The sequence below is a fragment of the Ideonella sp. P3_A4 genome (assembly GCF_056403075.1).
The window spans coordinates 1-4,903 of record NZ_JBFUGE010000453.1 but is presented as its reverse complement, the minus strand read 5'-3'; the positions used below and the strand labels follow the sequence as shown (position 1 = coordinate 4,903).

At 66.1% G+C, this 4,903-nt stretch carries 6 protein-coding genes and 2 pseudogenes; all 8 read left to right on the top strand.

Going from position 1 to position 4,903, the window contains the following annotated elements; translation table 11 throughout:
- Window positions 1-133: pseudogene (locus tag AC1DYI_RS26595) on the top strand (alanine transaminase); the annotation flags it as partial.
- On the top strand, window positions 133-591 hold the full coding sequence (locus AC1DYI_RS26590) for a GNAT family N-acetyltransferase (protein WP_477207133.1): 459 nt from the start codon (window positions 133-135) through the stop codon (window positions 589-591). The pseudogene AC1DYI_RS26595 and the gene AC1DYI_RS26590, both read left to right, overlap by 1 nt.
- Window positions 592-646: 55 nt before the next feature.
- Window positions 647-1,102: a TIGR02594 family protein gene (locus tag AC1DYI_RS26585; protein ID WP_477207132.1), complete on the top strand. Its 456-nt coding sequence runs from the start codon at window positions 647-649 to the stop codon at window positions 1,100-1,102.
- Between the two features lie 226 nt (window positions 1,103-1,328).
- Entirely contained in the window at window positions 1,329-1,943 is a 615-nt protein-coding gene (locus tag AC1DYI_RS26580) for a hypothetical protein (RefSeq protein ID WP_477207131.1), read from the top strand.
- Between the two features lie 66 nt (window positions 1,944-2,009).
- Window positions 2,010-2,354 (top strand): hypothetical protein, encoded by a 345-nt coding sequence (locus AC1DYI_RS26575; RefSeq protein WP_477207130.1) that lies wholly within the window; start codon window positions 2,010-2,012, stop codon window positions 2,352-2,354.
- Window positions 2,345-2,845, top strand: a pseudogene (locus tag AC1DYI_RS26570) (SMI1/KNR4 family protein); the annotation flags it as partial. The gene AC1DYI_RS26575 and the pseudogene AC1DYI_RS26570, both read left to right, overlap by 10 nt.
- Before the next feature lie 133 nt (window positions 2,846-2,978).
- Entirely contained in the window at window positions 2,979-3,752 is a 774-nt protein-coding gene (locus AC1DYI_RS26565) for an expansin EXLX1 family cellulose-binding protein (RefSeq protein ID WP_477207129.1), read from the top strand.
- A 62-nt stretch (window positions 3,753-3,814) separates the two neighbouring features.
- Window positions 3,815-4,903: hypothetical protein (locus AC1DYI_RS26560; RefSeq protein WP_477207128.1), on the top strand; the 1,089-nt coding region annotated here is incomplete at its 3' end.

Sequence of the window (4,903 nt, the reverse complement as noted above, 5' to 3'; positions counted from 1 at the left end):
GAGCCCCGGCATCGGCTTCGGTGACCACGGCGACGACCATGTGCGCTTCGCGCTGATCGAAAACGAGAGCCGCATCCGCCAAGCCGTGCGCGGCATCAAGGCAATGTTTCGCGCCGACGGGGTGACGGGCTGATGTCGGCCGATGTCTTCGTCCGACGCGCCGTGGCGGCGGACGCTGTGGCCGTTGAAGCGCTCTATCGCCAGCTCGTCACCAACCCGTCGGTGCAAGTGCTACCCGAGCGCCTGGCGGAACTTGCCAGGGATCCGGCCACGTGCTTGCTGGTGGCAGAGCGGCACGACGAGGTCTGTGGCACTTTGTTGCTCAGTCTCTGCGCCGACGTAATGTTCGGACACCAGCCTTTCGCGCTGATCGAGAACCTCGTCGTCGATGAGGTGTGCCGCGGCGCGCGGATCGGCGAGAGGTTGCTTCGGCATGCCGAGGCGTGTTGCCGCGACGCTGGCTGCAGCAAGATCATGGTGATGAGCGCAGTGGGCCGCACCGACGCGCACCGGTTCTTCGAACGCCAAGGCTTTGACGGTCAGGCCAAGCGCGGCTTCGTCAGATACCACCGAGAGTTCGCTGCCGCATGAGCCGCCGGGCCGCTCCCAAGGTGAATTCCGATGTCCACGGTGCGGAGGATGCTCAATGAGTGCCGACGCTCCTTGGCTGGACGTCGCACTCGGTGAAGTGGGCGTGGCGGCCTGGCCCGAAGGCCAGTGCAACCCACGCATCACCGCGTACCACGCTGGCACCAATATCGCCGGTTACGACGACAAGGTCTCGTGGTGCTCGTCGTTCGTGCACTGGTGTCTTGGGCAAGTGGGCGTGACCGGCACCGGCCTGGCGCTTGCGCGTACCTGGCTCGACTGGGGTGAGGTCATCGACACGCCACGGCCCGGCTGCATCGCCGTGCTCTGGCGCGAAGCCCCCGACAGCTGGAAGGGCCACGTCGGCTTCTACCTGCGCCACGATGCGCAACAGGTCTGGCTGCTCGGCGGCAACCAGCTCGGATCTGTGTGCGAGAACGCGTACCCGCTCGAGTGCGTGATGGCTTATCGCTGGCCTGCCTCAGGCGCCCGGGTTGCATCCCCCCAGAACTGAATTTGCTGCGATCGCGCGAAGTTGGCAGCATCGCGCGTTCAGCAAAGACGGATCAGGGGCGTGAACAATGCGCCGACGCTCTGGTCAGCCGCTTTCGCGCGACCGTTCCTCGCAAGTGTCTTGGTCCACCCCTGCGAATCGATGATCTGACAAGCTCCGGCCCCTTCCGATGAAACCTGTTTCTTCCCCGGCCTGGCCCCTGGCCTGCCTCCTGCTCGCTCCATCCATGTCGTGCCTGGCCCAGGCGATCCCGCCACCCGGGCTGTACCGGGTCGACTTGACCTCCACCACGCGTTGGGTAACCCCGATGGGGGTGATGGAGCGACTCGAGCAAACCGATGGCACCACCGGCCGTCTCACGGTGACCACCAAGTCGCCGTCGGCCCCCCAGCCCGTGGTCACGGTGTATCCCGGCGACGGTCCGCACAACGAATGCCAGGGCCCGGCCACTTCCATCGCCGCCGGCAACTGCCGCGCCAAAAGCGAAACGCATGGCGACTCGTTGACGGCCTCGTTCACCTGCGAAGGCCGAGCGCAGCAGATCTCGCTGCGAAAGATCGGCCCGGACGAGTGGGAGAAGACGTTGAAGAGCAAGCCTGCGCCGGCCGCGCCGCAGCCCATGCCTGCCCAGGTGGCCCAGGCGATGGCGCCGGTCATCGAGAAGATGGAAGCCCGGGCCCGGGTCGCGCCACCCGAAGAGGCCGCGGCGTTGCGGCAGCAGATCGCCGCCATTCGTGGCGGTGGGGCATCTGCTTCGAATGAACCCGAAATCGAAAGCGTGCAGCGTTGGACGCGCATTTCGAGCCACTGCAAGGCCATCGGGGACAAGGACACTCGGTGAGTCGCCGATGCGTGCCGGCGCGTCACGATTGCTCACCACGTAGCCGGCCCGGGATGATCGCGCGACATGTCTGATCAGGGAGACAAAATGAACAGAATTCCGAACGAGACCTCGGGGCTGTCGCGCCGCCGCCGGCAGATGGTGAAGGCCATTGCACTGTTGGGTGTGGAGCCGGCATTGGCCCGAGCGCGCGGCCTTGCGGCAGGTCCGCTGGCCGATCTGGATGTGTGGCTGGCGCGACACCTGCCTGAGGTGGCGGCCGACTTGAACCCCGGCGCGACCGACGCGCAGTTGGATCGTCTGTCGGCCAAGATCGGCGCGCCGTTGCCAGACGACTTCCGCGCGCTCTACACAAGTGGCACGACGGCCAGAAGGACAAGGAGGTCAATACCGGACCTTGGTATGGCCTGACCTTCCTGTCCCTGGATCGGGTGCTGGAACAGTGGAAGACCTGGGTCTCGGTGATCGACCATTCCTCGGACCCGAAATCGATGAACGAATCCAGCGTCTCGGTGAAACCGGGTGTGGTGAAACAGGTGTATGCCAACAAGCTGTGGATTCCCTTTGCCTACGATTGGGGTGGCAACCACCTGGGCATCGACCTCGATCCGGGTGTGAACGGCATCCGTGGCCAGGTGATCAACTTTGGCCGCGACGAGGACCGCAAACGTGCGATCGCACCGAACGTCACGGCCTTCGTGCAGTGGCTCGTCGGGCAGCTGCAAGTCGGCAACTTCCTCATCGAGCAGGAAGACGACACCGGCCGCTCGTTCAATACCTTGAACCCACCGTCCACCCATTTTCTGGACGCGATCCAGACCCTGTTCAAGGAGCCCGGCGAGCGTGAGCCTGGCGTCGCGCCTCGCGCGCCGGTTTTGCATTGCCCCGCGGAAGAGGCGTAGCGCCAACAGGCCGAGGCGTTGCTGATACATCTGGAAGCCTTTATTGCGCGCCAGCTGGCAGCGCTTGCACACAGCCGCCGCGCCCCTTCGCACAATCGCTGCGCAACCACACGAGGAGGCGAGCATGAGCGGAATGAGGACTTTGAAGGCATGGGTCGGCATCGCGCTGGCTTTGGCCGCTGCGGGCGCCAGCGCCCAGCAGCAGGCGACCGGTGGCTGGAAGACGGTGCACGAAGGCGACGGCACGTTCTACCAGTACACCGAGGGCGGCAACTGCAGCTTTCCTCCGCCGACGATCCTGACGGCGGCGATGAACCACACCGACTACGACGGCGCGAAAGCCTGCGGCGGCTGCATCGTCGTCACCAACCCGGCCAACGGCAAATCGGTGCAGGTGCGCATCGACGACCGCTGCCCCGAGTGCGCGCCGGGTGATGTCGATCTGGACCAGGAGGCCTTTGCGCAGATCGCCGACCTGGTGCAGGGCCGTATCCCGATCCGCTGGAAGTACGTCGCCTGCACGCCGCCGACGCTCTCGCTGTACTTCGACCCCGGTTCCAGCCAGTGGTGGACCTCGGTGCAGGTGCGCGACCACCGCTACCCGGTGGCCAAGCTGGCCTGGCGCGTGACGGGCAGCGGCAGCACCTACAAGATCTCGCCGCGCGAGATGTACAACGTGTTCATCCCGCCGGGCGGCATGGGCACCGGGCCATACGACTTCAAGCTGACCGATGTCTACGGCCAGGTCGTCAAGCTCAACAACGTCGCGCTCTCGCCAGGCCAGGTGGTCAAGACGACCAAGCAGTTCCCGCTGCGGCCGGGCAACGCGATGGCCAGCGATTCGGTGCTGGGCCAGGCGCTGGCCGAACAGTCGGCGATCGAGACCACCGACGACGCTGACGAGTGAACCGGACTGACGGGCGCTGAGCCGGTACAGCCGGCCGGCGCCCGCGACACAGGGAGCAGACGATGAACAAGATTCGCGGCGGTGCTGCGCGGCGCTGGGCCGCCTGGCTTGCAAGTCTGGTGTGCGTGGTGGGATTGATCGCCCCACGCTTCGCCGCGGCGGCCGACTGGCCCCCGGTCGACGGCGTCTACGGCGTGCCGAGCTTGACCTTCACGCTGCCGGCCAGCCTGCCCGGCAAGATCACCGACACGACGATCTACCTGGCCGACATCCAGGCCACGTTCCCCGAGGTCGACTGGGCCCACCTCGACAGGCTCTACCTGCGCCCCGGCCACTTCAAGTTCATCTACATCGGCAACCTGCCGCAGCGCAGCCTCGATCGGCGGCTGGTCATCACCAATCAGGGCGGCCAGGTGCGTGTCGGCGGGCTCGGCCACTACTACCTGCTCAAGCTCGCCGGTGGTTCGAACTGGGTGCTGACCGGTCGCTACGACCCGATCTCGCTGACCGGCGACGCGGCCTACCCCGGCCACCGCGGCGGTGCCTTCGCCAACAGCCAGGGCCGCTACGGCATCACGGTCGACGACGAGCACTCGGTCGAGAGCGTGTCGGGCCTCGCGATCGGCGGCCGCGCGACAGCCTTCGAGCTCGAGTACATCGAGATCACCCGGCTCGGTTTTGCGGGCCTCCTGGCCAAGACCGACAACGACAGCACCGCGACGATGGCAGACGTCTCGGTGCACGACATGTACATCCACGACACCGGCAGCGAGGGCATGTACATCGGCAGCCGCAGCGGCCAGCCGCAGCACGCGATCCGCAACTGGAAGATCTTCAACAACCGCGTGCTGCGCACCGGCACCGAGGCGATCCAGATCAGCCAGCTCAAAGGCCTGACGGATGTGCACCACAACGTGTTCGGCCCGGCGGCGGTCGATTGGCGCGCGGCCTTCCAGCCCTTCCAGGACGGCAACTTCCAGATCGGGATGCGCGAGGGTGAGCTGCGCGTGCGCAACAACATCTTCATCGGCGCGGCCAGCAACCTCGTCTCGATGTTCATGGAGCCGGTGGCCGGCGACGCAACCGGCGAGAACCGCGGCGTGCGCTTCGAGAACAACTACTTCTCCGACACGCGCAGCATGGGCATGTAC

What these genes read in the sequence shown, in the direction of transcription:
- AC1DYI_RS26590 (WP_477207133.1), top strand. Translation starts at nt 133, where the DNA reads ATGTCGGCCGATGTCTTCGTCCGACGCGCCGTGGCGGCGGACGCTGTG.
- AC1DYI_RS26585 (WP_477207132.1), top strand. Translation starts at nt 647, where the DNA reads ATGAGTGCCGACGCTCCTTGGCTGGACGTCGCACTCGGTGAAGTGGGC.
- AC1DYI_RS26580 (WP_477207131.1), top strand. Translation starts at nt 1,329, where the DNA reads ATGTCGTGCCTGGCCCAGGCGATCCCGCCACCCGGGCTGTACCGGGTC.
- AC1DYI_RS26575 (WP_477207130.1), top strand. Translation starts at nt 2,010, where the DNA reads ATGTCTGATCAGGGAGACAAAATGAACAGAATTCCGAACGAGACCTCG.
- AC1DYI_RS26565 (WP_477207129.1), top strand. Translation starts at nt 2,979, where the DNA reads ATGAGGACTTTGAAGGCATGGGTCGGCATCGCGCTGGCTTTGGCCGCT.